The 23884-nt window shown below is 65.8% G+C and carries 27 protein-coding genes and 1 pseudogene; 14 read left to right on the top strand and 14 right to left on the bottom strand.

Annotated elements, in window-relative coordinates; genetic code table 11:
• Nucleotides 1–29 precede the first annotated feature (29 nt).
• From LRS08_RS03405 to LRS08_RS03390, 4 genes are all read right to left on the bottom strand, one after another.
• A complete protein-coding gene (locus tag LRS08_RS03405) occupies nt 30–566 on the bottom strand; it encodes a methyl-accepting chemotaxis protein (RefSeq protein WP_260481339.1) in 537 nt (178 codons plus the stop codon).
• Nucleotides 567–717: 151 nt separating this feature from the next.
• The gene (locus LRS08_RS03400) at nt 718–1575 is read right to left on the bottom strand and encodes a hypothetical protein (protein ID WP_260481338.1); all 858 of its coding nucleotides are present in this window, start codon (nt 1573–1575) and stop codon (nt 718–720) included.
• Complete coding sequence (locus LRS08_RS03395) at nt 1572–1850, bottom strand: hypothetical protein (RefSeq protein ID WP_257844896.1); 279 nt, start codon at nt 1848–1850, stop codon at nt 1572–1574. Before LRS08_RS03395 ends, LRS08_RS03400 begins: the two co-directional genes overlap by 4 nt.
• Before the next feature lie 132 nt (nt 1851–1982).
• Nucleotides 1983–2669: a GcrA family cell cycle regulator gene (locus tag LRS08_RS03390; RefSeq protein ID WP_260481337.1), complete on the bottom strand. Its 687-nt coding sequence runs from the start codon at nt 2667–2669 to the stop codon at nt 1983–1985.
• Between the two features lie 63 nt (nt 2670–2732).
• On the opposite strand from LRS08_RS03390, the gene LRS08_RS03385 reads away from it, so the two are divergent.
• The gene (locus LRS08_RS03385) at nt 2733–3578 is read left to right on the top strand and encodes an ABC transporter permease (RefSeq protein ID WP_260481336.1); all 846 of its coding nucleotides are present in this window, start codon (nt 2733–2735) and stop codon (nt 3576–3578) included.
• On the opposite strand, the gene LRS08_RS03380 is transcribed toward LRS08_RS03385, so the two are convergent.
• Nucleotides 3568–5535 (bottom strand): sensor histidine kinase, encoded by a 1968-nt coding sequence (locus tag LRS08_RS03380; protein WP_260481335.1) that lies wholly within the window; start codon nt 5533–5535, stop codon nt 3568–3570. The two genes, LRS08_RS03385 and LRS08_RS03380, sit on opposite strands and share 11 nt — an antisense overlap.
• A 273-nt stretch (nt 5536–5808) precedes the next feature.
• Between LRS08_RS03380 and LRS08_RS03375 the strand changes: the two genes are divergently transcribed.
• From LRS08_RS03375 to queE, 6 genes are all read left to right on the top strand, one after another.
• The gene (locus LRS08_RS03375) at nt 5809–7002 is read left to right on the top strand and encodes an aspartate aminotransferase family protein (protein WP_257844901.1); all 1194 of its coding nucleotides are present in this window, start codon (nt 5809–5811) and stop codon (nt 7000–7002) included.
• Nucleotides 7003–7926 carry an ornithine carbamoyltransferase gene (gene argF, locus LRS08_RS03370; protein WP_257844902.1) on the top strand — a complete coding sequence of 308 codons (924 nt, stop codon included), beginning with the start codon at nt 7003–7005 and terminating at the stop codon, nt 7924–7926.
• 153 nt (nt 7927–8079) lie between these two features.
• Entirely contained in the window at nt 8080–8970 is an 891-nt protein-coding gene (locus LRS08_RS03365; protein ID WP_257844903.1) for an Hsp33 family molecular chaperone HslO, read from the top strand.
• A 50-nt stretch (nt 8971–9020) separates the two neighbouring features.
• Nucleotides 9021–9422 carry a hypothetical protein gene (locus LRS08_RS03360; RefSeq protein WP_260481334.1) on the top strand — a complete coding sequence of 134 codons (402 nt, stop codon included), beginning with the start codon at nt 9021–9023 and terminating at the stop codon, nt 9420–9422.
• A gap of 54 nt (nt 9423–9476) precedes the next feature.
• Nucleotides 9477–10163 (top strand): 7-cyano-7-deazaguanine synthase QueC, encoded by a 687-nt coding sequence (queC, locus tag LRS08_RS03355; protein ID WP_257844905.1) that lies wholly within the window; start codon nt 9477–9479, stop codon nt 10161–10163.
• A gap of 10 nt (nt 10164–10173) precedes the next feature.
• Nucleotides 10174–10806, top strand: a complete 633-nt coding sequence (gene queE / locus LRS08_RS03350) for a 7-carboxy-7-deazaguanine synthase (RefSeq protein ID WP_260481333.1) — start codon at nt 10174–10176, stop codon at nt 10804–10806.
• Nucleotides 10807–10884: 78 nt separating this feature from the next.
• Here queE and LRS08_RS03345 read toward each other — a convergent pair whose 3' ends face one another.
• The 3 genes from LRS08_RS03345 to lipB form a co-directional block, all read right to left on the bottom strand.
• The gene (locus LRS08_RS03345) at nt 10885–11574 is read right to left on the bottom strand and encodes a hypothetical protein (RefSeq protein WP_260481332.1); all 690 of its coding nucleotides are present in this window, start codon (nt 11572–11574) and stop codon (nt 10885–10887) included.
• A gap of 220 nt (nt 11575–11794) precedes the next feature.
• Nucleotides 11795–12043 carry a hypothetical protein gene (locus LRS08_RS03340; RefSeq protein WP_257844907.1) on the bottom strand — a complete coding sequence of 83 codons (249 nt, stop codon included), beginning with the start codon at nt 12041–12043 and terminating at the stop codon, nt 11795–11797.
• 87 nt (nt 12044–12130) lie between these two features.
• A complete protein-coding gene (lipB, locus tag LRS08_RS03335; RefSeq protein ID WP_257844908.1) occupies nt 12131–12805 on the bottom strand; it encodes a lipoyl(octanoyl) transferase LipB in 675 nt (224 codons plus the stop codon).
• A 112-nt stretch (nt 12806–12917) separates the two neighbouring features.
• On the opposite strand from lipB, the gene LRS08_RS03330 reads away from it, so the two are divergent.
• Together LRS08_RS03330 and LRS08_RS03325 are read left to right on the top strand one after the other, a co-directional pair.
• The gene (locus tag LRS08_RS03330) at nt 12918–13733 is read left to right on the top strand and encodes a hypothetical protein (protein ID WP_260481331.1); all 816 of its coding nucleotides are present in this window, start codon (nt 12918–12920) and stop codon (nt 13731–13733) included.
• Entirely contained in the window at nt 13730–14470 is a 741-nt protein-coding gene (locus LRS08_RS03325) for a hypothetical protein (RefSeq protein ID WP_257844910.1), read from the top strand. Before LRS08_RS03330 ends, LRS08_RS03325 begins: the two co-directional genes overlap by 4 nt.
• Here the strand turns inward: LRS08_RS03325 and LRS08_RS03320 are convergent.
• From LRS08_RS03320 to LRS08_RS03310, 3 genes are read right to left on the bottom strand one after another with little or no spacing between them, the layout of a single operon-like run.
• Complete coding sequence (locus tag LRS08_RS03320; RefSeq protein ID WP_257844911.1) at nt 14434–15033, bottom strand: GNAT family N-acetyltransferase; 600 nt, start codon at nt 15031–15033, stop codon at nt 14434–14436. The genes LRS08_RS03325 and LRS08_RS03320 overlap by 37 nt on opposite strands.
• A gap of 1 nt (nt 15034) precedes the next feature.
• Nucleotides 15035–15889 (bottom strand): oxygen-dependent coproporphyrinogen oxidase, encoded by an 855-nt coding sequence (gene hemF / locus LRS08_RS03315; RefSeq protein ID WP_257844912.1) that lies wholly within the window; start codon nt 15887–15889, stop codon nt 15035–15037.
• Nucleotides 15886–16335 (bottom strand): tRNA (cytidine(34)-2'-O)-methyltransferase, encoded by a 450-nt coding sequence (locus LRS08_RS03310; RefSeq protein WP_257844913.1) that lies wholly within the window; start codon nt 16333–16335, stop codon nt 15886–15888. The genes hemF and LRS08_RS03310 overlap by 4 nt, the downstream gene beginning before the upstream one ends.
• Before the next feature lie 316 nt (nt 16336–16651).
• Here LRS08_RS03310 and petA point away from each other — a divergent pair, with 316 nt between their 5' ends.
• The 5 genes and pseudogenes from petA to LRS08_RS03285 all read left to right on the top strand — a co-directional run bounded on the left by petA (nt 16652) and on the right by LRS08_RS03285 (nt 20730).
• The gene (petA, locus tag LRS08_RS03305) at nt 16652–17224 is read left to right on the top strand and encodes a ubiquinol-cytochrome c reductase iron-sulfur subunit (protein ID WP_257844914.1); all 573 of its coding nucleotides are present in this window, start codon (nt 16652–16654) and stop codon (nt 17222–17224) included.
• A 15-nt stretch (nt 17225–17239) separates the two neighbouring features.
• Entirely contained in the window at nt 17240–18526 is a 1287-nt protein-coding gene (locus tag LRS08_RS03300; protein WP_257844915.1) for a cytochrome b, read from the top strand.
• 14 nt (nt 18527–18540) lie between these two features.
• Nucleotides 18541–19375, top strand: a pseudogene (locus tag LRS08_RS03295) (cytochrome c1).
• A 68-nt stretch (nt 19376–19443) separates the two neighbouring features.
• Nucleotides 19444–19983 (top strand): adenine phosphoribosyltransferase, encoded by a 540-nt coding sequence (locus tag LRS08_RS03290; RefSeq protein ID WP_257844917.1) that lies wholly within the window; start codon nt 19444–19446, stop codon nt 19981–19983.
• A gap of 228 nt (nt 19984–20211) precedes the next feature.
• A complete protein-coding gene (locus LRS08_RS03285; RefSeq protein WP_260481330.1) occupies nt 20212–20730 on the top strand; it encodes a hypothetical protein in 519 nt (172 codons plus the stop codon).
• On the opposite strand, the gene LRS08_RS03280 is transcribed toward LRS08_RS03285, so the two are convergent.
• From LRS08_RS03280 to LRS08_RS03270, 3 genes are read right to left on the bottom strand one after another with little or no spacing between them, the layout of a single operon-like run.
• A complete protein-coding gene (locus LRS08_RS03280) occupies nt 20727–21179 on the bottom strand; it encodes a MaoC family dehydratase (protein WP_257844918.1) in 453 nt (150 codons plus the stop codon). The two genes, LRS08_RS03285 and LRS08_RS03280, sit on opposite strands and share 4 nt — an antisense overlap.
• 41 nt (nt 21180–21220) lie before the next feature.
• On the bottom strand, nt 21221–22426 hold the full coding sequence (locus LRS08_RS03275; RefSeq protein WP_257844919.1) for an ectonucleotide pyrophosphatase/phosphodiesterase: 1206 nt from the start codon (nt 22424–22426) through the stop codon (nt 21221–21223).
• Between the two features lie 38 nt (nt 22427–22464).
• Nucleotides 22465–23526, bottom strand: coding sequence for a hypothetical protein (locus LRS08_RS03270; protein ID WP_260481329.1), 1062 nt, complete (start codon nt 23524–23526; stop codon nt 22465–22467).
• Nucleotides 23527–23884: the final 358 nt, after the last annotated feature.

Genomic DNA, 23884 nt, shown 5'->3' with positions numbered 1-23884 from the left:
GCGACCCGTCGGCTTCTTCTTTTGTGGGTTTAGGCCGCGTCGAGCTTGGTCAGGAACCCGCGCGTCGATCTGTCGAGCGCCTTGGCGGTGCGGGACAGGGCACCCGCAGCAGCTGCGACGCGGTCGGACAGTTGTTCCGTTTCGCCTGCCATCGCGGCTACTCCGCGCACACGCTCGGCCATGAAGGCCGCACCGGTGGCGGTATCACGCGCCGAGCGGTCGATCGCCGACGCGGTCTCTCGCTGCGCATCCACTGCGGCGCGGATCGCTTCGGCGGCGGTGGCGAGGTCGCCGACCATCGCGGTGATCTCCGACAGGGCATCTTGGGCGACTTCCGCCCCGCCATGCATTGAATCGGCGAGGTGGCGAATTTCGCCGGTGGCGCGCGCAGCCTCGCTCGCCAGTTGCTTCACCTCGTGCGCGACCACCGCAAAGCCGCGCCCGGCCTCACCAGCGCGCGACGCTTCGATCGTGGCGTTGAGTGCGAGCAAATTGGTGCGCGTCGCGATCTCGTGGATCGATTCGGCAAAGCTGGTGATCGTCTGCGACCGCTGAGTCAGCGCCACGACCGCGCCGCGTCCGCCATCCGAAATGCTGCTGGCGTCGTCGCTGCGCTGCGCCTGCTGGTCGGCGCTGGCGGCGATCGCGGTGATCGAGGTCGAGAGCTCGTGGAGGCGAATCGCCAGCGTCTCGGCGGCGCCGGAGGTCTGGCTGGCGCTAGCAGCGGTCTCGCCCGATTCTGCGGCTGGCGCGGCGGGCGACGCCGTTGAGCGATCCGGCGAGCTGTTCGAGTTCGCCCGCCGCAGTGCCGACAGTGGCGACGATGCCGCTCATCGATTGCTGGAAGGCTTCTGCGAGGCGGCGGTTGTCTTCACGCCGTGCCGCTTCGGCTTCGCGGCGCTGCGCCTCGGCTTCGCGCGCGAGCGATTCGCGGGCGCTGCGTTCAATGCTTTCGCGGCGTGCAGCGGCGGCGGCTTCCTGCATTGCGCCTTCCGCTTCGATCCGGCGCTGCTCGGCAATCGCGGCGGCGCGGTCGCTCGCCTCGCGCGCTTCGCCGTGCCGCCACAAGAGGTTGCGGATGGTGAGGGTCAGATGGATCAGCACCGCGGCCTGCATCACCACCGCCAGCGCGTGGAACAGCACGCGGCCAAGGTCGCCTGCGCCGGTGAACACCCATGCGGGCGCGGCATATTGCAGGACAAGGTGGTGGACCGCGATCAGCGCCGAGGCGAAGACGATCGCGCGCGCGTCGCACAGGATCGTCAGCGCGGCGAGCGCGACGAAGAAATACATGTGCCCGTCCATCTGCCAGGCATGGCCGCTGAGTGCATAGACGGCGAGCGCGGGCTGGACTGCGGCGAGCGAGGCGATGATCAACCGCGCGTGACGATCGACGCGGCGCTGACGGACCATCAGCGTGGGCAGGATGTTGGCGAGGATGCCAATCACCGCGAGCGGTAGCGTCCGGTCGCTGCCCGCGATCAGGCTGAGCAGGATGATCGCGACGGTGTTGAACCAGCTGACCCCGACCAGGATCGCCGCGCCGCGCAGACGCAGCAGGGTGATGTCCTTCATGCGGCAACTCCCTGGCTGCACAGGCCGCGCGGGGCGGCAAGGGCGATCACGCCGGTTCCGAGCAGCGGCGCGAGATGCGCGCGTGTGCCGCTGACCAGGATCATGTTGGCCATCGGGCCGCGTCCGGCCAGCGTCGCCCCGGCATTCAGTGCGGGGCCGACCAGCCGTGCGCCGTCACGCCCGTCGAGCGCAACCAGCAGCATCGGCCCTTCGCGGGGTGGCCAGAAAGCGAGCGTTGCGGCACCTGCCGCAATGAGCGCGGCCTGTATCAGCACGGGAGCAGATCGGCGGAGGTGAAGGACGCGGGACACGCGCCGGTACTACTGCCGATATGGTTAAGTGAGTCTTGACCATCCGGGCCGGGATTGCCCGCAAGCTACCCGTTCCGGTTAGCAGAAACGCTGGGTCTACCGGACGCGTGGGCCGCCATAGGGCAAAGGCGGCGGCGGACGGCGATCACGGCGCGGAAGCTGCGCCTGATAGGCGTGGCCGCAGTGATCGACGCAATAAGGGAAGCCGGGGTTCACCTTCTCGCCACAGAAATGGAAATCTGGCTCACCCGGATGACCCAGCGGCCATTTACAGATGCGGTCGTTGAGATCGAGCAGGCTGGTCTTTCCCTCGATCTCCTTGCTCGGCTTGGCCGGAACCAGGCGGCGCGGCGGGGCCGGGGCGATCGGCGGGGCCTGTTCGCCGGGATTCTGGCGGATGAAGCCGCCGGGGCCGACCGAGCGCAGCACCGGGCCTTCGCGCACGGCTGCAGGGGCCGGAGTGTCGTCCTCGTCCTCGTCCGCATCATCGACAACCGGCGCGGGCGCGGGTGTAGGCGCAGCGGCCGCCGGTACGGCGGCGCGTGGCGCGGGGGCTGCCGGAGCAGGCTTGGGCGCGGGCGGCGCAGCTGACGCGGGTGTGGGCTTCGCCTCGGTCGCATTCGCCTTCACCGGCGACGGGCGCGAGGCGAGGCCCAGGCGATGCGCCTTGCCGATCACGGCATTGCGGCTCACTCCGCCGAGTTCCTCGGCAATCTGGGTCGCGGTCAGTCCGCTGTCCCACATCTTGCGCAGCGTCTCGATCCGTTCGTCGGTCCAGCTCATTTGTCGTCCCTAAAGAATCAATCCCGTTGCCGGGTTTGGCGTCAGCGATTAACCGGCCTTTGCATGACCGACCAGTCCCCGCCGCCCGAAAGCATGATCGCCGGCCCCGGCGTTCCGGTAATCCGTAACGTGAATTGGGGCGGGCTGTGGACCCTCTATGTGAAGGAGGTGCGCCGTTTCTTCAAGGTGCAGCTCCAGACGGTATGGGCACCGGCAGTCACGACGTTGTTATTTCTGGTGGTTTTCACGGTCGCTTTGGGCGGAGGCGGGCGCACGGTGACGCTCGGTGGCACCGCGGTTCCCTTTGCCAACTTTCTCGCGCCCGGCCTGATCGTCATGGGAATGCTCCAGAACGCCTTCGCCAACGCCAGCTTTTCGCTGCTGGTCGGCAAGATTCAGGGGACGATCGTCGATTATCTGATGCCGCCGCTGTCGACCGGCGAACTGCTCGCGGCGCTGTGCGGTGGAGCCGTCACCCGCGCCTTCTGCGTCGGTGCGGCAGTGTGGCTGGCGATGGCGCTGTGGCCCGGGGTCACCGTTACCCCGGTGCATTTTTGGGCGATCCTGTGGTTCGGTCTGCTCGGCTCCTTGTTCCTTGCGCTGATGGGGGTGCTCACCTCGATCTGGGCGGAGAAGTTCGACCATGCCGCTGCGGTCACCAACTTCGTGGTCGCGCCGCTCGCCCTGCTGTCGGGGACCTTTTATTCAGTCGATCGCCTGTCACCGCTGTTTCAGGCGATCAGTCACGCCAACCCCTTTTTCTACATCATCTCGGGTTTTCGTTACGGGTTCCTGGGCGTCGCCGATTCGCCAATCCTGGTCGGGAGCGCGGTAATCCTCGCGCTCGACGTCGCGCTGGCGCTCGCCTGCTATGCGCTGTTGCGCTCGGGCTGGAAGATCAAGAGCTAGCGGCGGCGCTTTCCATCTGCGCTGCGTCGCCCAGCGCAGGGACGGTGAAGCGGAAGGCGGCACCATGCGGCTGGAGACTTTCGGCGACCAGCGTGCCGCCATGCGCCTCGACGATTCGTTTTGAGATGTTGAGGCCGATGCCGAGCCCGGTTTCGCCCTTGGTCGAGGAGAAACGCTGGCCCAGCCGTTCGGCGAATCCCTCGGGCAGACCGGCACCATTGTCGGATACTTCGATCTCGACCAGGTGGTCGCCCGATCGGCGCGCGACAATGTCAATCCGCGCCTCGCGCCCGGCCTCTTCGCATGCCTCGAACGAATTGCGGAGCAGATTGACCATCACCTGCTGAATCTGGATGCGGTCGACATAGACTGGGGGTGTGTCGAACGGGATGTCCACCTTTACCTGACCCCGCATCCGCCGCGATCCAATGCGTACCAGATTCACCGCGTCCTTTACCACGACGTCCAGCGACTCGCGGCGCAGCTCGATTTCACGATTGGCGAGAAAGGCGCGCAGCCGGCTGATAATTCCCCCCGCGCGCAGGAGCTGGGCGCTGATTTCCTTGAGATAGTCGCGGGCCTTGTCGGCGTCGCCGCGCTGGTCCAGCACATAGGCGGCGGTTGAGGCATAATTGGTCGCGGCGGTCAGCGGCTGGTTGATTTCATGTGCGATGTCGCCGGCCAGTTCGCCCATCGCGTTCTGCCGCGACAGGTGCATCAGCTGGAAATTGAGGCCGTTGAGCTGATCCTCCATCGCCATGCGATCGGTCAGGTCGCGGACGAATGCGACGCATACCCGTTCACCTTCCTGCTCGGCGATGCCAAGCCGCAGCTCAGCGGGGAAGGTCGTGTCGTCGCAGCGCTGACCGGTGGTAATGATCGCGCCGCCGCGCGTGCCACTCGGGGTGCGCACCAGGCTGTCGAACGTGTCGATCGGCGCTTCCAACAGGCTGTGGAGTGACTTGCCGGTCAGTTCCATATCACCGCACCGCCACATCAGGGGGGTCGAGGCGCTGTAGGTACGGATCACCAGATCATCGCCAGTGACGATCAGCGCATCGGGCGCGGTGCCGAGGATCGAGTGGAGCTTGGCTTCTCCCCCGGCCAGCATACGGTTCTGTACGTTGGCGCGGTGGGTCACATAGGCGAGTAGCGCTGCGAGCACGACGAGGTTGGCCATCGCGATCAGAAAATAGAGTTCGGCCTGTCCCTGTGTGGTCTCGCCACGGATCCAGACCAAGATCAGCGCCGGGAGCACCGCCGCGACGATGATGACCGGCTGAATCCGCTGGAGCGTATTCCATGGCGAGACCGGGGACGTAGCGACGTCGCGCGGCAGGTCTGCGGCGGTCAGAATCGATGCGCACAACAGAATGATTGGCGCGCTCGACGCGATCGTCACGCCAAAGAAGCGGATATTGGCCGAAACCTGCCCGCCAAGGGTGAAGGTGAGCAGCAGCAGCATCCCTGCGAGCGCAATGCTCGCTGCCGGACCCGCCCACCAGCGCGTTTCGCGCCGCCGAGCGCCCAGCAGAAACAGGGCCGTGACCAACAAACCGAGTACCACCAGCGGGCCGAGCGGGATGATCCGGCGCCCGCGCAGCGGAGCAAGTTCGAGCTTCTCGGCGAAGATCAGCCGGGATATTCCGATATCGATGTCAGTAAGATGCTGGATCAGGACAATGCCGAGATAGGTAGCCGGAAGCAACAGGATCAGCCGCGACGCGCAGCGATATCCGATTGCGTGCAGTACCGCCGCCATCGACATCAGCAGGAAAACCAGCGCCGTCCCCGGCAGGATCGGATAGCGCGCCGCCCCCAGCCCGCGCAGAACCGGGACGTCGAACTGCCATCCCGAGAGCACCACAAGTGGCATCAGAGCGGCCGCTGCGGCGAACGCGACCGAAAGCGTGATCGGCCCGCGACCGCGTATTTCGGCTCCCTTTAACGCAAGCATGGCCATCTTCGTCTCGTCAATCCCGCGCCGGGCACCGAGATCTAACCTGGCACCCCGGCACAGGTCGCCGCGACCTGACGGGTCGGGTTGGACTCCAGACTCCGCCGCGACCCGCGCAGCTTAAGCGGTTACGCGGATTTTGCCACCCTTGCAGTTTCCCTAGCGTCGATTCGTTTCGGCCCCGGATTATTGACGCCTTTGGAGCGACATCTTAGGGTCTCGCTCCGGGCGGTTCGCAATGGGCCGCCCTTTTCTGTTGGAAGGAGGCTGCCCGTGTCGATCACCCCGCTCATGCCCGTTTACCCACGGTGCGATGTGCGTCCGGTGCGAGGCGAGGGGTGCTACCTCATCGGCGAGCGTGGCGAGCGCTATCTCGATTTCGCGGCGGGCATTGCGGTCAACGCGCTGGGTCACGGCCACCCGTCCTTTACTAAGGCGGTGCAGGATCAGGTCGCTACGCTGATGCACGTCAGCAACCTCTACGGCTCGCCGCAGGGTGAGGCACTGGCGCAGCGGCTGGTCGATGCGAGCTTCGCCGACACGGTGTTCTTCACCAACTCCGGCGTCGAGGCGATCGAGTGCGCGATCAAGACCGCGCGCCGCTATCATTACATCACCGGCAACCCGCAGCGGCACAAGCTGATCACGTTCAAGAATGCCTTCCACGGTCGTTCGATCGGCGCGATTTCGGCCACCGATCAGGCAAAGATGCGCGACGGGTTCGAGCCGCTGCTCCCCGGCTTCGACTATGTGAAGTTCAACGATCTCGACGGCGCGCTTGCCGCGATCGACGATGAGACGGCGGGTTTCCTCGTGGAGACGGTGCAGGGCGAGGGCGGGATGACCGCCGGCACGACCGAATTCATCCAGGGGCTGCGCAAGGCGTGCGACGAACACGGCCTGCTGCTGATCCTCGACGAAATCCAGTGCGGTTACGGCCGCACCGGCAAGATGTGGGCCTACGAGCATTACGGCATCACCCCCGACATCATGACCGTCGCCAAGGGGATCGGGAACGGCTTCCCGCTCGGTGCCTGCCTCGCCACTGAGGAAGCGGCGAAGGGCATGGTCGCGGGCACGCACGGATCGACCTATGGCGGCAACCCGCTGGCGATGGCGGCGGGGCAGGCGGTGCTCGACGTGATGCAGGAGCCCGGCTTCCTCGATCACGTCACCGCGATGGGGGATCGCCTGCGCGCGGCGTTCGAGCAGTTAATCCCCAACCACGATCATCTGTTCGAGGAAATCCGCGGCAAGGGGCTGATGCTGGGCATCAAGATGAAGGAGCCGGCGGTCAGCCGCGACTTCGTGGCGCATCTGCGCGACCATCACGGGCTGTTGACCGTGGCGGCGGGCGAGAATGTGTTCCGCGTGCTGCCGCCGCTGGTGATCGACGAAAGCCATGTCGCCGAGTGCATCGAAAAGCTGAGTGCGGGCGCGCGCAGCTATGCGGTGCCGGCGGCATAGATGGCCTATCGCAATTTCCTGTCGTTGAGCGACGCTGGCCCTGACGGCCTCGCCGCGATCCTTGCCGACGCGATCGACCGCAAGGCGGCGCGCGCGGGCTGGCCCAAGGGGCGCGTTGATGCCGACGCGCCGCTCGCTGGCCACACCCTTGCGATGGTGTTCGAGAAGAATTCCACCCGCACCCGCGTGAGCTTCGAGATGGCGATCCGTCAGCTCGGTGGCAGCGCGATCGTGCTGGACGCAGCGACCAGCCAGCTCGGGCGCGGCGAGACCGTGGCGGATACGGCGCGCGTCCTGTCGGGCTATTGCGACGCGATCATGGTGCGCACCGACGATCACGCCAAGCTGCTCGAAATGGCCGAATACGCCACCGTCCCGGTGATCAACGGCCTGACCGACGATAGCCATCCGTGCCAGATCGTCGCCGATCTGCAGACGATCCTGGAGAGCGGCAAGGCGCTGCCCGGCCTCAAGGTCGCGTGGCTCGGCGACGGCAACAATGTCCTCGCCTCGATCGTCGAGGCGGCGGGGCTGATGCAGTTCGACGTGGTCGCCGCCTGCCCGCAGAGCTTCTCGCTCCCCGACGCGGCGATGGCGCTGGGCAAGGGGCGTGCGACCTGCGTCAACGATCCCGCCGAGGCGGTGGCGGGCGCGGACGTGATCGTCACCGACACCTGGATCTCGATGGGCCAGCTGCATGCCGAGGCAAAGCTCGCCGCGCTCGCCCCCTATCAGGTCGATGCGGCGCTGATGGCCAAGGCCAAGCCCGACGCGAAATTCCTCCACTGCCTCCCCGCGCATCGCGGCGAGGAGGTCACGCCGGAGGTGATCGACGGCCCGCAATCGCTGATCTGGCCCGAGGCGGAAAACCGCCTGCATGGGCAAAAGGCAGTGCTGCGCTGGTGCTTCGGGCAAATCGGGTGAGTTGACGCGCAAGGCGTCGCTCCCCAATTAGCCGTCACCCCCGCGCGTGCGGGGGCCCATCTCCTGCGCTTACCGCCCGTCCAGCAGCTGTATCGTGCGTGACCCGGACACGAGATGGGTCCCCGCTTTCGCGGGATGACGAAGGAAAAATTGATGACCACCGACCTCGACCGCACGCTCAACTTCACGATTCCCCAGCGCCATGCGCGCGGGCGGATCGCGAGGCTGGGACCGGTGCTGGGCGAGATCCTCGCCGCGCACGCCTATCCCGCGCCGATCGAGCGGCTGCTGGCGGAGGCGCTGACGCTGACCGCATTGCTTGGCTCGACGCTCAAGGATGCGGGCGGGCAGCTGACATTGCAGGCGCAGGCGCAGGGCGGGATCGTCAGCCTGATGGTATGCGACTACAAGGGCGGCGAGTTGCGTGGCTATGCCCAGTTCGATGCCGAGCGACTGGCCGAACTGGGTTCCAGCCCGTCGCTCTATGCGCTGTTCCACAAGGGCTATCTGGCAATCACCTTCGACCAGGCGACCACCGGCGAACGCTATCAGGGCATCGTTCCGCTCGACGGCGGATCGCTGGCCGAAGCAGCGGAGAATTATTTCGACCAGTCGGAGCAGATCCCGAGCCTGGTCCGGCTGGGTGTTGGCCGCGACGCTGCGGGCAATTGCATCGGCGGCGGCCTGTTCCTCCAGCATTTGCCCGAAGGCGAGGAGGGTGGCGAGCGGCTCCATGCGCGCGACGTCCATCCCGAATGGGAACATGTCGAGGCGCTGGGCAGCACCGTCAGCAACGATGAACTGGCCGACGCGGCGACTCCACTCGAAACGTTGCTTTGGCGGCTGTTCAACGAGGATGAGGTACGTGTGCAGACCGGCGGCGATCTCGTCCGCGGATGCCGCTGCGACCCCGACTATATCGGATCGGTGCTGGCGAAGTTCCCCGAAGCGGATCGCGCCGAGATGGCCGAGGATGGCTTCATCACCGTCGATTGCGCATTCTGCGCGAAGAAGTTCCCGATCGCGCTCGACAGTTTCGCCTGACCGATTTCGTCAGCGAATAGACAGGTGAAACGTGGTAAAGGAGCGATGAAATGTTGATGCTTCGCCCCCTGTTGATCGCAGCTGCGCTGCTGGCCCCCCTTGCCGCAGGCAGCGCTGCCGGTCGTGCTGATAATGGCCTGACCGCGCTCGCCGGGATCGAGCGGGGCGAGTGGACGTTGCGTGCGCCGGACGGCACCACCCGGTCGATCTGCATTACCGATCCTCAACTTCTGCTCCAACTGCAACATCGCGGTGCGGCGTGCACGCGCTTCGTTGTCGAGGACGGGTCGCTCGGTGGTCGGATTACCTATAGCTGCCCCGGCGTCGGCAATGGCGCGACCCGCGTCGTGGTGGAAACGCCGCGGCTGGTTCGCATCGAAAGCCAGGGGATCAGCCGTGGCCTGCCTTTCTCCTTCGAATATGAAGGTCGCCGCACGGGCGCGTGCCGCTAGTCCTCGTGCCGCCCTTTCTTGCCGCGTTGCGGCAAAGGGGCTAGCGAGACGGGAATGAGCCAATCCAGCTATGCCGTCGCGCTCGTATCGGGCGGACTCGATTCCTATGTCTCGGCCGCGTGCGCGCGTGCCGACGGGCACCGCATCCTTGCCCTGTCGATCGACTATAACCAGCGCCATCAGGTCGAGTTGGCCGCCGCGCGGCGAATCGCCAACGATGTCGGTGCCGAGCGGCACATCGTCCTCCCGCTCGACCTGTCGTTGTTTGGCGGATCGGCGCTGACCGCCGATATCGCTGTCCCCAAAGGCGGCGTCGGGACAGACATTCCGGTGACCTATGTCCCCGCGCGCAACACCATCTTCCTCAGCCTCGCCCTTGGGTGGGCGGAGGCGATTGGCGCGCGCGACCTGTATATCGGCGTCAACGCGCTCGATTACTCGGGCTATCCCGATTGCCGTCCGGAGTTCATCGAGGGGTTCGAGAAGCTCGCCGAACTGGCCACCAAGGCCGGGGTCGAGGGCAATCCGTTCCGCATTCGGGCACCGCTGGCGATGATGAGCAAGGCGGACATTGTGCGCAAGGGGACCGAGCTTGGCCTCGATCTAGGGCTCAGCTGGTCGTGCTACGACCCTGCGCCGGGCGGCGTGCATTGCGGCGAGTGCGACAGTTGCCGACTTCGCTCCAAGGGGTTCGAGGAAGCCGGAATCCCCGACCCAACCCGCTATGCGGTCCCCGTCTGAGGCATTTGCAATGAGCTATGCGGTCAAGGAGATGTTCCTGACCCTTCAGGGGGAGGGCGTGAATGCCGGCGCGCGCGCCGTGTTCGTTCGCTTCGCCGGGTGTAATCTCTGGTCGGGACGGGAGCAGGACCGGGCGACCGCGATCTGCAAATTCTGTGACACGCAGTTCGTCGGTACCGATGGCCTGGGCGGCGGCAAGTTTGCCGATGCCGATGCGCTCGCGGACGCGGTCATCGGGTTTTGGGGTGAGGGAACTGAGCGCCGCTTCGTCGTGCTGACCGGGGGCGAACCGATGCTGCAGGTCGATAGCGCGCTGGTCGATGCGCTGCACGCGCGCGGTTTCCGCATCGCGATCGAGAGCAACGGGACCTTGCCCGTCAATCCCGGCATCGATTGGGTGTGCATCAGTCCCAAGGCGGGGAGCGACGTGGTCCAGCGGCGGGGCGACGAACTCAAGCTGGTCTGGCCCCAGCCGGGGACCGATGTCGCGGACATCGAGCGATGGGATTTCACCCATTTCCTGATCCAGCCGATGGACGACGCCGACGCGGCCGCCAATGTCCAGGCGGCGGTCGATTTCGCGCTCGCCCGCCCACGCTGGCGCCTGACGCTTCAGGCGCACAAGACGCTTGGTCTGCGGTAGAGCTTGTTTCAGCTAAGCTGAAACGGTCGCGGAATCGGGCCGGTCCCGAGATTCAGCGCAGCTGAATTCGGCTCCGGGTTAGCGCTTCCTTTTTCTTTTCTTCGCGCCCGGCGCGCACTGTTCGGGGTGATAGCCGCCCTTGTCCCAACAATCCTCATTCGCGAATTCGGGATAGACAAAGGATGATTGAAGCGGCGTCCGCATCGGGAATTGCTGCTCGCCCCAGCGGATCAGGCTATTGCGGATCACCGGCAACTGTTCCGCCGCCAGTTCGCCAAAGCCCCCGCGCGGGGTGAACACCGCCGCGTTCGAGACCGCGTCAGCAGCCTGGCAGAAGGTCAGCTGAGCATGCACCGCCGAATAGCTGGAATAGACGCGCGTGCCATATTGGTCGAGCGCGGTCTGGCCCGCCTTGGGGGTCTTGTGGGTCCGCAAAAAATATTTGCTCAGCACGCTGTAGGAACTGTTCAGCTCAACCTTATGATCGCGCAGGATCGTGTTGTAGTTGGGCAGGGTCAGCAAGGTCGGGCCAAACTGACACTGCAGCGCCGCGACGTTGAGCGCAGCGCGCAGATTCCATACCATTGCCGCACGCAGTTCCGCTGGGGTCGCTCCGGGCAGCGGCGATGCGAGCATGCCGGGTTCGTCCCCCGTGATGCGCTGGCTGCCTATCTCGGGTGCCTTGAAATAGAATTGCGCGGAGGCGGGCGTTGCCGCGAGCATCGCCCCGCCCAGGACTGTCGAGAACACCATACGCGAACCGAACATCAACCAACCCTCTCGAACCCTGACTGGCGCTGGGTTACGGAGTTTTGTCGTCGCGCCCAAGCAGTTTTTGGTGCCGAGTCGTTGCGGTCGCGCAAGGGGCCGCGCCCCGCCGTGGGACATGCGGGACGCGCCGCGCGACGACGCGGTCGTCACCGAAAAAGAACAGGGCCGCCCGGTCGCCCGGACGGCCCCGCGTCATGTAAGTGCCGCTTGCGGCAGATTACATGCCGTTACCCATGGTGTCGTTCGCCATGGCGTCGCCCGCCATGCCGGTGTCGTTGCCGGTGGCGCCATCGACCATGGTCATGTTGTCGGTGGTGGTGCCGTCGAGCACCGGGTCGGTCGCGTTCACGTCCAGGACCGTGGTGTTGTCCGCAGTGGTCTCAGTGGTGCCGCCGCAGGCCGAAACGAGCAGCGCGGCGCTGGCGATCATCGAACCGGCAACGGCCTTGGTGAGTAGTGCACGCATATGATTGGGCTCCCTAGATTAAGGCGGGGGCGGTTCACCGCTTAAACCCCGCACCGTGATAGACATTAAACGCTTAGCGCCACGCCCTCAACCCTTGCTGTCGGATGCGCGCGCACATGCCCCGCCCACGGAGTTGAGAAAGGCCGGGAACGCAAACGCCAGCGCCGCGTCAAAGGTTTCAGGCGAGATCGATTTTCCCAGCCGGGCGGCGCTGGTTACGGGAAATTCGGGCAGGCCGCACGGGACGATTCCACCAAAGTCATTGAGGTCGGGGTCCAGGTTCACCGCAAAGCCATGCATTGTCACCCATCGGCGCACGCGCACCCCGATCGCGCCGATCTTCGCCTCCTCGCCACCATCGCGGGTCCAGATGCCGATCCGACCCTCGGCGCGGAATGCGTTGATGCCCAGTTCTCCCAGCGCCGCGATCACCCAACCCTCCACCGCATGGACGTAGCAGCGGACATCCCTGTTGCGCCGCGACAGGTCGAGCATCGCATAGCCGATCCGCTGCCCAGGGCCGTGATAGGTGTAGCGCCCGCCGCGACCGGTCGCGAAGACGGGGAAGCGCGGGTCGATCAGTTCGGCGGGATCGGCGCTGGTCCCGGCGGTATAGACGGGCGGATGTTCGAGCAGCCAGATCTGCTCGCGACCCTCACCTGCCTGGATTGCCGCAACCCGCGCCTCCATTTCCGCCAGCGCCTCGGGGTAGGGGACGTGCCCTTGGGAGACGCGCCATTCGATGCCTTCGACCAGTTCCATCGTCGTCAGATGCGATGCCGGACGCGCCAGCGCAAGCATGTGGGCAAGCATGTGGCGCGCCGCGCGCGGATCGGCTAACGATCACCCAAAGGGGGCTGTTCACATGGTCAGTATGGGTAGTGTCTGGGATCGTACTGCGGAATTCCTCAGCGACAATCTGGGCAATCTATTGCCAATCGCATTGCTCGCGATCTTTGTTCCGACCACCATCTCGGCCAATCTCTCCTCGCTTCAGCCGACCGCTCCGTCGACGACAGCGATGTGGCTCGGGCTCGGCGTTTTTCTGCTCGCCCTAGTCAGTTTTTGGGGCCAGCTGGCGGTGACTGCGCTGGCGATCGACCCGTCGCTCGGTCGCGATGCGACGCGCGTCGCGACTCGTCGCTTTCCCGCCGCATTGCTGCTCGCAATCGTCATGCTGGTTGCGGGGTTGCTGCTGGTCATTCCGCTTGGCGTGATGCTAGCGGTCGCCGGTGTCGACCTCAGCGGGATCGATAGCGGTACGATGCCGACCATTCCCGAAAGCGTCACCCTGTGGGCGAGCCTGTATGGTCTGGTGATCATTGTCCTCGCCGTCTGGGTGTTCGCGCGGCTCGCTGTGGTCGTCCCCGCGATTGTGGGTGACCGGCTGGCGATTGGTGCGATTGCCCGCTCCTGGAGCCTCACGCGCGGCGTTGCGCTAAAGGTCGTCGGCGTGCTGATCCTCTACGCGATCGTCTCGATCGTCGCCAATCTTGCCGCCACCACGGCGTTCGGCGCTGTCATGTATCTTGTTGCCGGGCGGGGTGAGGATGGGCTGTCGCTTGCCTCGGTGCTGACCACTATTGTCGGCGGTACGGTTTCGACCGGCTTCACCGTGCTGGGCACCGCGTTCCTCGCCAAGCTCTACATCGCGCTGCTCGCCCGCAAAGAGGCGGCCGCCGCAGTATGAAATTCTCGTTCCGCGGCGCATTGAGCGACGCCGCGATCCTGTGGCGTACCGACCGTGACCTGATGTGGCCGGTCGCGGGGATGTTCCTGTTCCTGCCGATGCTGGGCCTCTTCATTCTCGCCGTGACCAGCGGCATCCAGCTTCCCGAGGGTGGCGATCGCGAACAGACCCGCGAGGTCATCAACGCATTCTTCCTGTCCAATCTCGGCTGGATGGGGCTGATCATGGCGCTGACCGAGTTTGGTGGTCTGGCGATCCTCAGCCTGTATCTGCGCCGGGGTGAGACGATTGGCGCTTTGCTGACGTCCAGCCTGATGCGGCTCGTCCCCTTTTTCCTGATCGGGGTGCTCGTCAACGCGCTGATTCAGCTCGGCATGTACCTGCTCGTCGTTCCTGCCATCTATGTCTTCGGGCGTACCTGGATGATGGGCGTTGCCTATGCTGCCGAGCCACAGCGCGGCGCGTGGAAGGCGATCACGCGCGGGTTTGAACTGAGCGAGAAAAATGGCTGGAAGATCGGCTTTTTTGCGGTTGGTCTGGCGCTGTTCATCGGCGCGGTCGTGCTGTCGATCGCGCTTGCGTTCGGCGCGTTGGCACCGTTGATCGGCGGTTCGCAAATCGCGCTCGGGCTGATTCTGGTGCCGCTGGCGCTGGCAGTCACCGCGACCTGGGTATTCTTTACCCTGGTGCGGATCGCGATCTATCGGCGGCTGGGCGGGTCGATCAACGGGATGTGAGGAGCGGCGTCCCGCGGCAAATGCCCGGTGACGCGCGGATCGGCGAAAGTTTCGATCACGCGGTTGAATGGCACGAAGCCCGACGCCCGGTAGAAGCCCAGCGCCGTGGGATGGTCGAGCGTGCAGGTGTGCACCCACACCCGGGTTACATCGGGCTGCCAAGCGCGCATCAGGGCGTGCGCCATCAGCCAGCGGCCATGGCCCGCGCCGGTCAGCTCGGGGACAAGGCCGACGAACGACATCTCGCACGTCGCCGTCTCGCGATAGTCTAGTTCGAGCATCCCGACCTCGATCCCCCGGGGATCGACCACTGCGAAAATCTCGATTCGCGGGTCGTGGATGATCGCGGTCAGTCGGGTTTCGTCCATCACGAGGCGGGAGAACCACAACCAGGGCGAGCCGACGCGGGCGAACAATGTCCGGTATTTGTCGGGGCTCGGCGCTTCCCAGCGCACCAGTCGCAGCGGCGAATCGGGCAGGGGGCGGGGGCGCGGTTTTTCGCGCATTTCCAGGCTGGTGACGATCGTCGCCACCTCGCCGGGCTTGACCGGGATCAGGCCCATTTCAAGACCATTTCGCCAGCGGTGGGAGGCTCATCAGGATCGCGTCGATATTGCCGCCGGTCTTGAGGCCGAACAACGTTCCCCGGTCATAGACCAGATTGAACTCGGCATAACGGCCGCGCCATTCCAGCTGCTGCACCTTGTCGGCATCGGTGAAGGGCGTGGCCATGCGGCGGCGGACGATTGCGGGGTAGATATCGAGGAAGGCGCGGCCGACATCCCGGGTGAAGGCGAAATTCGCCTCCCATGTCGCATTGTCCTCACTGTCGAGGTGATCGTAGAAGATGCCGCCGACCCCGCGATGGACATTGCGGTGGGGAATGTAGAAATAGTCGTCGGCCCATGCCTTGAACCGCGGGTAATGCGCGGTGTCGTGCGTGTCACATGCCGCCTGCAGACGTGCATGGAAGTCCACAGTGTCTTCATCATAGGGAATCGGCGGGTTCAGATCCGCGCCGCCGCCGAACCAGCGCTTGGTCGTCACCAGGAAGCGGGTGTTCATGTGGACCGCAGGGACATGCGGGTTGGCCATGTGCGCGACGAGGCTGATGCCGGTGGCGAAGAAGCGGGGATCCTCGCCCGCGCCGTGGATCGACTTGGCGAAATCGCCCTCGAACGTGCCGCCGACGGTCGAGACGTTGACGCCGACCTTTTCGAACACCTTGCCCTTCATCACCCCGCGCACGCCGCCACCGCCTGGCTCGCCCGACGGATCGACGCGGTCCCAGGCGATATAGTCGAAGGCCGCGTCCGACCCGGCCTCACGCTCAATCGATTCGAACTCGGCGGAGATCGCGTCGCGCAGCTCCTCGAACCAGGCGCGGGCGCGCTGTTGCTGGGGGTCGAGTTCGATCATTGCGGATAGCCTTTGGTTTGCCGGAGCGCTTCGGACAGGGCGATGCCCGCCGAGACGGAGAGGTTCAAGGAGCGCATCGCCGGTTTCATCGGGATGCGCAGGCGCAGGTCGGCGCGGTCATGGACATGATCGGGCGCCCCTGCATCCTCCGACCCGAGCAGCAGGATATCGTCGGGCGCGAATTGCGCTTCGTCAAAGCGCGACGCGCCCTTGGTGGTGAACAGTGCGATGCGGCCGGTCACGGTCGCGAGAAACGAATCCCAGTCGCGGTGCCGAGTGACGCGGACATGGTCGATATAGTCCATGCCGGCGCGCGCCACGCGCTTGTCGTCCCACGCGAATCCCATCGGCTCGACCAGGTCGATCTGCGTATCGAAACACGCGCCGATGCGCAGGACCGCACCGACATTGCCGGCAATACAGGGCTGGAACAGGGCGAGGCGCATCATGCCCCGATAGTGCAGGGAGCCCGCCCGTCACAAGGCGCAGTTGCTGAAGTCCGACACCGGCACGCTCCCCCACCCGGCCACCCATCGGCTGGATATTCTGAAATGGGCGGCCGGGTGGGGGAGCGGGCCGGTGTCGAAAACAAACCGGTGTAATGCGCCGGTCAAAAAGGCGGTTGGCAAAGTCGCCCCGTGCCGTCTATCAGGCCCGCCAGCCACCGGGGGCAATCCGGGGGCCTGGCGTGGCGTTCGCGCGCTCCGCCGTCCGGGACAGGGGCGTGAAAACGCCGGAATTTTGAAGTGCAAGGGCTGATGCATGGCAACGCTTGAAGAAGCTGTACCTCCGGGTGACGCGGGTGACGCGCCGGCCGATCCCCGCCGTCGTGACTATTTCGCGATCGGCGCGGTCGCTTTCGCTGGCGTCGGCGCGGGCGTCGTGGCGCTGCCGCTGATCAACCAGATGAGCCCGTCGGCGGACGTGCTGGCGCTGTCGACCACCGAACTCGACATCTCGGCGATCCAGCCGGGCCAGTCGGTCAAGGCGACGTTTCGCAAGCAGCCGTTGTTCGTGCGCAACCTGACGCCGACCGAGATCGAAGAGGCGAACAAGACGTCGCTGTCCGACCTGCGCGATCCCCAGACTCTGGCCGAGCGGACCAAGGAGGGCAAGGCCAACTGGCTGGTCACCCTCGGCGTCTGCACCCATCTCGGCTGCGTGCCGCTGGGCGCAGGCGAGGGTGAGAATAAGGGGCCGTATGGCGGCTATTTCTGCCCGTGCCACGGCTCGGCCTATGACACCGCCGGTCGCATCCGCACCGGCCCGGCACCGACGAACCTCGTCGTTCCGGAATATGCATTCATTTCCGACACCGTAATTCGGGTCGGCTGAGGGGGGCACCTTGAAATGAGCTTTCCCTGGGCAAAGCAGTATGAGCCGAAGCATCCGGTGATGAAGTGGGTGGACGATCGTCTGCCCCTCCCGCGCTTCGTCTATAACGCCGTCGGCGCCGGCTATCCGGTCCCGCGCAATCTCAACTATTTCTGGAATTTCGGCGTCCTCGCCGGGATGTTCCTGGCGATCCAGATCGTCACTGGCATCGTGCTGGCGATGCACTATGCCGCCAATGCGGGCATCGCGTTCGATAGTGTCGAGCACATCATGCGCGATGTGAACTCGGGCTGGTTCATCCGCTATGCGCACGCCAATGGCGCGTCGATGTTCCTGCTGGTGGTGTACATCCATATCGCCCGCGGCCTGTGGTACGGTTCGTACAAGGCGCCGCGCGAGATGGTGTGGCTGCTCGGCGTCGTCATCTTCCTGCTGATGATGGCGACCGCGTTCATGGGCTATGTCCTTCCCTGGGGCCAGATGAGCTTCTGGGGCGCGCAGGTGATCACCGGCTTCTTCTCGGCAATCCCCGTGGTGGGCGAACCGATCCGCGTCTGGCTGCTCGGCGGTTTCGCGCCGGACAATGCCGCGCTCAACCGCTTCTTCTCGCTCCACTATCTGCTGCCGTTCGTGATCGCCGGCGTGGTCATCCTCCACATCTGGGCGCTGCACATTCCGGGTTCGTCGAACCCGACCGGCGTCGAGGTGAAGGACGAGCAGGATACCGTGCCGTTCCACCCATACTACACCGCCAAGGATGGTGTGGGCGTGGGCGTGGCGCTGCTGGTATTTGCGTCGCTGATCTTCTTTGCGCCGAACCTGCTGGGGCACCCGGACAACTATATCCCGGCCAACCCGCTCTCGACCCCGGCGCATATCGTGCCCGAATGGTACTTCCTACCCTTCTACGCCATCCTGAAGTCGTTTACCGTCGACTTCATCATGTCGGCGAAGCTGTGGGGCGTGCTGGCGATGTTCGGCTCGATCCTGCTGCTGTTCTTCCTGCCCTGGCTCGACACGTCGCCGGTTCGATCGGCGAATTATCGCCCGACCTATCGCTGGTTCCTGCTGATCCTGCTCGTGGACGTGCTGGTGCTGGGCTATGTCGGTGGCGCGGCCCCGACCCCGGGCGTGATCCTGATCGGTCAGTTCGCGACGGCCTATTACTTCCTGCATTTCCTGGTGATCCTGCCGATCGTCTCGGCAATGGAGCGTCCGCGCCCGCTGCCGAACTCGATCACCGAGGCCGTGCTCGCCGGCAAGGGTGGCACCTCGCCGCTCCAGACCGCAGCTGCCGAATAAGAGGGGCATAGAAAATGGTTCGCATCGGCGGATTTTTGGTCGGGCTGGGGTTCGTCTTCGCCCTGTTCCTTGGGATCATCGACACCTTCTCGAACGGGCTGACCACGCCCAAGACGGTCGAGCAGGAATTCCACAAGCATGCCGAAGCGCCGGAAGGCGGCTTTAGCTTCACCGGCATGTTCGGCACCTATGACCAGCGCCAGCTGCAGCGTGGCTTGCAGGTGTACAAGGAGGTTTGCGCCGCCTGTCACTCGCTGCGTCTGGTGTCGTTCCGTGACCTTGCCGCGCTCGGCTATAGCGAGGGCCAGATCAAGACCATCGCCAAGGGATTCCAGGTTCCGTCGGTCAACCCGGACACGGGTGAACCCGCGACCCGCGACGGTATTCCTGCCGATCGTTTCCCTTCGCCCTATGCCAATGATATCGCCGCAGCGGCCGCGAACAACAACGCGATCCCCCCCCGACCTGTCGCTGATGGCCAAGGCGCGCGCGGATGGCAGCAACTATCTCTACTCGCTGCTGACCGGATATCAGGACCAGCCTGCGGAACTGCTCAAGAAGTTCCCGGACGCCAAGACGCCTGAGGGGCTGCACTACAACCCCTATTTCCACACGCTCAACCTCGCAATGGCACCGCCGCTCGCGGACGGGCAAGTGACGTATTCGGACGGTACTGCCGCCACGACCAAGAACTATGCGGCGGACGTCGCGGCGTTCCTGACCTGGACCGCAGAGCCGAAGTTGGAAGCGCGCAAGACCGCCGGTCTCGCGACGCTGATCTTCCTCGTGATCTTCTGCTTCCTGGCCTATGGCGCGAAAAAGCAGATCTGGCGGAACGTGAAGGACTGAACGTTCGCCTGAACTTTTTCCAGCGGCCCGGGAAGCGATTCCCGGGCCGTTTTCTTGGGAGCGATGCCGTGACCCCGACCAATGACGATCTCGCCGCGCTGATCCGCACCATCCCCGATTTTCCCAAGCCGGGGATCATGTTCCGCGACATCACCACGCTGCTGCTCGACCCGTCGGGCTTCGCGCGCGCGGTCGAGCGGATCGTCGAGGCGGTGGACGGGCCGGTCGATCTGGTCGCGGGGATCGAGGCGCGCGGCTTCATCTTCGCCGCGCCGGTCGCGCTGGCGCTGGGGGCGGGGACATTGCTGGTGCGCAAGGACGGCAAGCTGCCCGGCGCGACCGTCGCTGAGGACTATGCGCTGGAATATGGCACCGACCGCATCGCGATCCATGCCGATGCCGTCGCGCCCGGGGCGCGGGTGTTGCTGATCGACGATCTGATCGCGACCGGCGGCACCGCGCGGGCCGCGGCGCGGCTGTTGCGCAAGGTGGGCGCAGTGGTGACGCAGGCGGCGTTCGTCATCGACCTGCCCGACCTGGGCGGTGCGGATGCGCTGCGTGCCGAAGGCGTGCATGTGACCGCGCTGGCCGAATTTCCCGGGCATTGACGCCCGGTAATCCTCCCCGCCAGGGGGAGGTGTCAGCGCCGCTGACGGAGGGGGCGGACGGCGATGTCCTGTCCCTTCAGGCCGATCCCGTTCCTCCCCCTCCGTCGCCTTCGGCGCCACCTCCCCCTTGCGGGGGAGGATCTAGAAGCGCCGCCGTATGGAACCCCTGCCGCTTCTCCCCTGTTCTCAATAGATTAGGGCGCCCCCATGGTGTCCGGGAGAAGCATCATGTTCAGTTTGCGTATCGTGAAGCTCGGGCTTGCCGGTGCCGCCGCGCTCGGCGTTGCCGCCTGCACCGACGGCTATGGCTATAGCGGCGTTTCCGTCGGCTATGGCGGCGGAGGTGGCGGCTATTATGCCGGTGGTTATGGCGATCCCTATTGGGGCTGGTATGGCGACTATTATTATCCGGGCACCGGATATTATGTCTATGATCGCGATCGCCGTCCCATTCGTTGGAGCGACAGCCAGCGCCGCTATTGGGAGCAGCGCCGCCAAAACTGGCGTGGCGACCGCCGCGAGGTGCGACAGAATTGGCGCGAGTTTGCGCAGGACCGCCGCCGCGATGACCGCGCCTATCGCCAGGATCGGCGGCAGGATCGCCGGGACTATCGTCAGGGCGAGGTGACGCGGCCCGAAGCGCGCGCGGAGCGGCGTGACGATCGCCGCGAATATCGGCGGGAATATCGTCAGGATCGACGCGAACTACGCCGCGAAAACCGCCGCGACCGGCGCCGTCCGGGCTAATTGACTGCGGGTTTCCGCGCGACAATCGCGTTGGCGATGAAGCTCAGCACCGGCTCGTCATGCTGGTTGAACACCAGCATGCGCGAGCGGGTGCGACCCATTTCGGGCCGTCGTTCGGATTCGCGCTTTTCGAGCAATTCGGTTTCGCAGCGCAGCGTGTCGCCGGGGAAGACCGGCTTGATCCAGCGCAATTCGTCGATGCCCGCCGCGCCGAGACTGGCGGTGGGGCGGACCTTCATCTGCTCCACCAGCATCGCCATGGTCATCGCCGCGGTGTGCCAGCCGCTCGCTGCGAGCCGCCCGAAATGGGTCCTGGCCGCCGCCTCGTCGGAGATGTGGAATGGCTGGGGGTCGTATTTCTGCGCGAAGTCCAGCACCTCGTCGCGTGTGACCGCATAGGAGCCGAAGCTGGCCTTGTCCCCGACCGTCAGGTCCTCGAAATAGATCATGGGATCAGTTTCTATCCGAAACTGGATTTTGGCAAGAGGGTTCAGCGTCTCAGCGCCGGGGCGAACACCGCCGCGTCACCATCGGCATCCTGCGCCTGTGGCACCCCGGCCAGCAGGCGCAGCAGCGGCGCGACATGGATGTTGTCGAATGCGGGCAGGGTGACGCCCCATGCGAAGGCGGGGCCGTGCGCGAGGAAGAGTGCCGCCATCTCGGGCGCGGCGGGGTCATAGCCATGCGCGCCGCCGGGGCGCAGCGGCTCGGCGGCGGGGCGGATGGTGATCGTCCAGCCGACCCGGGCGAGGCACAGGAAGGACGGCGTGCGCGGGTTGCGGCCATAATGGAGACGCGCGGGGATATCGGCGCGCCGCCAGCACTCCATATTGGGATGTGGCTTTAGCAGCGCCGTCGCGAGCGCTGCCTCGCGCCCTGGCAGCGGCTCGATTGCGGCATAGGGGCCGTCCTCGATCAACCGGAAATCGGTCGCGGCGGCGACGGTGTCGAGCTGAATGCGGCGGCTTTCGTCCACCGCCGCCATACCGTGATCGGCGACGAAGACGAGATTGGCGGGCTGGCCGAGTGTGGCGAGTTCGCCGAGCAATCGCCCGATCAGCGCGTCGATTTCCGCCACTGCTGCGGTCGTCTCCGCCGCATCGGGGCCGTGGCGATGCCCGGCGGTGTCGATCGTGTCGAAATACAGGCCGAGCAGTCGGGGTCGGGTCGCGGCGGGACGGCGCAGCCAGTCGATGATCGCATCGACCCGCTGGCGACCGGTCACTGCCATGCCGAACGCCTGCCAGTCATGCGGGCGCGTGCCGCCGATCTCGACCCCCGAACCGGGCCAGAACATGACGGCGGTCTGCACGCCGGCTCTCTCTGCTGCGGTCCAAAGCGGCTCGGCCTGGTCCCACCAATAGGGCTGGTCGGATGCGAGGGTGAAGCGCTCGCCGGGGCGCGCGGGATCCTCGAAGCGGTTGGCGACGATGCCGTGGCGGTCGGGGCGCTTGCCGGTGACAAGAGTGTAGAAATTCGGGAAAGTCTTGGTCGGGAAGGACGGACGCATCGTTGCGCGCACGCCTTCGCTGGCGAGCTTCGAAAGGACCGGCGTGACCCCGCGATCGAGATAGTCGGGGCGGAACCCGTCGATGCCGATCAGGATCGTCACCGGGGTGCGCGCTTCGGCCTGGGCGGAGGCAGGCGCGGAGTGGACGACCAACAGAACCGCCGCCATGAGCAGGAACCAGCGCATGACGGCGGCCTCTATCGGTTCAAGATGACGCGCGCGAGTCAGTTGCCGAGCGACAGCTTGGCGAACGCGGTGCCGCTGACTGGGCTCTTCCCGTAATAGGGGTCGAGCGCTTGCGGCTTGGCATAGGTCGCGACCGATCCGCCGAGTGCCAGTGTCACCTTGTCACCCAGCGGGATTCGGTAGGCGTAACCGCCCTCGAACCGCGCGACGCGGAACGGCTGGTCGTGCAGCGGATGGTGGTGGTCGGGGAACAGCTCGTCGTTGCGGACCAGTTCGGCGCGGGCGAAGAGGCTGTGGCGCGCGTCCACGTCCCAGTTCGCCTCCGCCACCCAGGCGCTGAGCGTATCGCCGGGGATTCGGTTCTTCGCCGACCAGGCGAGCGTCGCGGACAGGCCGCCGCGGGCGTAATGCACGCTGGCGGTGGTGCGCGCCTCGTCATTGCCGCCGTGCAGCGCTTCGGGGCTTTCGAGGCGGCCATGGCTGACTTGCATCGCCCAGTTGGGGCTGGGGGTGAAGGTCGCGCGCAGGCTCCACGAATCGAGCTTGATGGGATCGAAGCCCCAGCGTTCCTCGTCCGGCTCGCGGCCCTTGAATGCGGAAGCCTCAAGCTGGAATGCGCGGGTGCGCACGCCGGCGGTCACCACGCCGTAGGTGATGTGGGTCGAATCGAACCAGTGATGCGCGATCGGAGACATCGTCTGATAGCGCGCGGAACGGCGGTGCATGAAGGCGGGCGGGCCAAGCGCGGGCTCGCCAACCGGGCCGCCATAGAGGAAGGCGGTGGTGCCGGGGGCGACATCGACCTCGACCCGCGCGGCGAACTCCATGAACAGATCGTGCGGATGCTGGCGATCGACCAAAGCGCGGCCATTGGCGGTCTCCCCCGCCGCGAACAGGTTTGGATAGCCGCGCTTGCCCATCAGCGGGTCGAGGCTGAACATGCCGCGCAGCTCGATCCGTGCGGAGTCGCTGAGCGGGCGGCTGGCGGTGACCATGCCCATGGTCTGGACGAACGCCATGTCGTCGCCGCGCGGGCCGCCCTGGCTGGTAACCGCGCCCCAGGCATAGCCATGCGCCATCAGCATCCAGTCGCCGGCCATGGCGTGCAGCCCGCCATGCTGGCCGCCCTCGGCTGCGGGGAGCAGGGCGGTGCCGGACGCGATTTGGGCGTTGGGCGTCGGGGCGTCGGCGGCCTGATGGTCGCCGTGATGCTGGTGGTCGGTCCTGGCCGGGGCGGGGGTGTGCGTCGGTGTCGGTTGCGCATGTTGCCCATGGTCGTGTGCGGGAGCCGGCGCGGGCGTGGGAGTGGGGGGTGGGGGTGGGGGTGGGTGCCGGCATCGTGTGCTGGCTATGGTCATGAGTCTGCGCTGCGGCCGCAACCGGCAGCGCCGTCGCCGCGAGCAACGCGGCGAGCGTCGTAGGTGTGTTCATTGTCCAAACTCCGTGAATGATCGGGGA

Source organism: Sphingomonas sp. J315 (assembly GCF_024666595.1).
Classification (GTDB): Bacteria; Pseudomonadota; Alphaproteobacteria; order Sphingomonadales; family Sphingomonadaceae; genus Sphingomonas.
This window is presented reverse-complemented; position numbering and strand designations above follow the sequence as displayed.

Bases quoted from the DNA above. Each gene is read 5' to 3' on its own strand.
- LRS08_RS03400 (WP_260481338.1), bottom strand. From the start codon at position 1,575: ATGAAGGACATCACCCTGCTGCGTCTGCGCGGCGCGGCGATCCTGGTC.
- LRS08_RS03390 (WP_260481337.1), bottom strand. From the start codon at position 2,669: ATGAGCTGGACCGACGAACGGATCGAGACGCTGCGCAAGATGTGGGAC.
- LRS08_RS03385 (WP_260481336.1), top strand. From the start codon at position 2,733: ATGACCGACCAGTCCCCGCCGCCCGAAAGCATGATCGCCGGCCCCGGC.
- LRS08_RS03380 (WP_260481335.1), bottom strand. From the start codon at position 5,535: ATGCTTGCGTTAAAGGGAGCCGAAATACGCGGTCGCGGGCCGATCACG.
- argF (WP_257844902.1), top strand. From the start codon at position 7,003: ATGGCCTATCGCAATTTCCTGTCGTTGAGCGACGCTGGCCCTGACGGC.
- LRS08_RS03365 (WP_257844903.1), top strand. From the start codon at position 8,080: ATGACCACCGACCTCGACCGCACGCTCAACTTCACGATTCCCCAGCGC.
- LRS08_RS03360 (WP_260481334.1), top strand. From the start codon at position 9,021: ATGTTGATGCTTCGCCCCCTGTTGATCGCAGCTGCGCTGCTGGCCCCC.
- queC (WP_257844905.1), top strand. From the start codon at position 9,477: ATGAGCCAATCCAGCTATGCCGTCGCGCTCGTATCGGGCGGACTCGAT.
- queE (WP_260481333.1), top strand. From the start codon at position 10,174: ATGAGCTATGCGGTCAAGGAGATGTTCCTGACCCTTCAGGGGGAGGGC.
- LRS08_RS03345 (WP_260481332.1), bottom strand. From the start codon at position 11,574: ATGTTCGGTTCGCGTATGGTGTTCTCGACAGTCCTGGGCGGGGCGATG.
- LRS08_RS03340 (WP_257844907.1), bottom strand. From the start codon at position 12,043: ATGCGTGCACTACTCACCAAGGCCGTTGCCGGTTCGATGATCGCCAGC.
- lipB (WP_257844908.1), bottom strand. From the start codon at position 12,805: ATGGAACTGGTCGAAGGCATCGAATGGCGCGTCTCCCAAGGGCACGTC.
- LRS08_RS03330 (WP_260481331.1), top strand. From the start codon at position 12,918: ATGGGTAGTGTCTGGGATCGTACTGCGGAATTCCTCAGCGACAATCTG.
- LRS08_RS03325 (WP_257844910.1), top strand. From the start codon at position 13,730: ATGAAATTCTCGTTCCGCGGCGCATTGAGCGACGCCGCGATCCTGTGG.
- LRS08_RS03320 (WP_257844911.1), bottom strand. From the start codon at position 15,033: ATGGGCCTGATCCCGGTCAAGCCCGGCGAGGTGGCGACGATCGTCACC.
- hemF (WP_257844912.1), bottom strand. From the start codon at position 15,889: ATGATCGAACTCGACCCCCAGCAACAGCGCGCCCGCGCCTGGTTCGAG.
- LRS08_RS03310 (WP_257844913.1), bottom strand. From the start codon at position 16,335: ATGCGCCTCGCCCTGTTCCAGCCCTGTATTGCCGGCAATGTCGGTGCG.
- petA (WP_257844914.1), top strand. From the start codon at position 16,652: ATGGCAACGCTTGAAGAAGCTGTACCTCCGGGTGACGCGGGTGACGCG.
- LRS08_RS03300 (WP_257844915.1), top strand. From the start codon at position 17,240: ATGAGCTTTCCCTGGGCAAAGCAGTATGAGCCGAAGCATCCGGTGATG.
- LRS08_RS03285 (WP_260481330.1), top strand. From the start codon at position 20,212: ATGTTCAGTTTGCGTATCGTGAAGCTCGGGCTTGCCGGTGCCGCCGCG.
- LRS08_RS03280 (WP_257844918.1), bottom strand. From the start codon at position 21,179: ATGATCTATTTCGAGGACCTGACGGTCGGGGACAAGGCCAGCTTCGGC.
- LRS08_RS03275 (WP_257844919.1), bottom strand. From the start codon at position 22,426: ATGCGCTGGTTCCTGCTCATGGCGGCGGTTCTGTTGGTCGTCCACTCC.
- LRS08_RS03270 (WP_260481329.1), bottom strand. From the start codon at position 23,526: ATGGCCGGCGACTGGATGCTGATGGCGCATGGCTATGCCTGGGGCGCG.